Origin of the sequence: Frigoribacterium sp. Leaf186, assembly GCF_001423905.1 — a bacterium.
GTDB lineage: Bacteria > Actinomycetota > Actinomycetes > Actinomycetales > Microbacteriaceae > Frigoribacterium.
In genome coordinates, this window is the sequence record NZ_LMPQ01000003.1 from 675 (window position 1) to 1274 (window position 600).

Sequence of the window (600 nt, forward strand, 5' to 3'; positions counted from 1 at the left end):
CAGTAGCTCTACCTCTATTAAACTTAATATCCACGCTGTTCCTAAAAACATTTCGGGGAGTACGAGCTATTTCCCAGTTTGATTAGCCTTTCACCCCTACCCACAGATCATCCGGAAACTTTTCAACGTTTATCGGTTCGGTCCTCCAGTACGTGTTACCGCACCTTCAACCTGTCCATGGGTAGATCACAAGGTTTCGCGTCTACCTCCTCTGACTATACGCCCTATTCAGACTCGCTTTCGCTTCGGATCCGTGTCTTAAACACTTAACCTTGCCAGAGAAGAGTAACTCGTAGGCTCATTATGCAAAAGGCACGCCGTCACGCCACCTGGACGCTCCGACCGCTTGTAAGTACACGGTTTCAGGTTCTATTTCACTCCCCTGTTCGGGGTTCTTTTCACCTTTCCCTCACGGTACTGGTTCACTATCGGTCTCTCAGGAGTATTTAGCCTTACCGGATGGTGCCGGCAGATTCCCACAAGGCGTCTCCGACCTCGCGGTACTCAGGATACTACTAGGCTAACATTCTATACGTGTACAGGGCTATCACCTTGTATCGCCGGGCTTCCCATCCCGTTCCACTTCTGTTTGTTAATACC

General features: G+C 49.7%; 1 rRNA gene (cut by a window edge). It reads right to left on the reverse strand.

From position 1 onward, the window contains the following. Positions 1 to 600: ribosomal RNA gene (locus ASG05_RS15735) — 23S ribosomal RNA — on the reverse strand (its annotated part extends 674 nt beyond the left edge of the window); the annotation flags it as partial.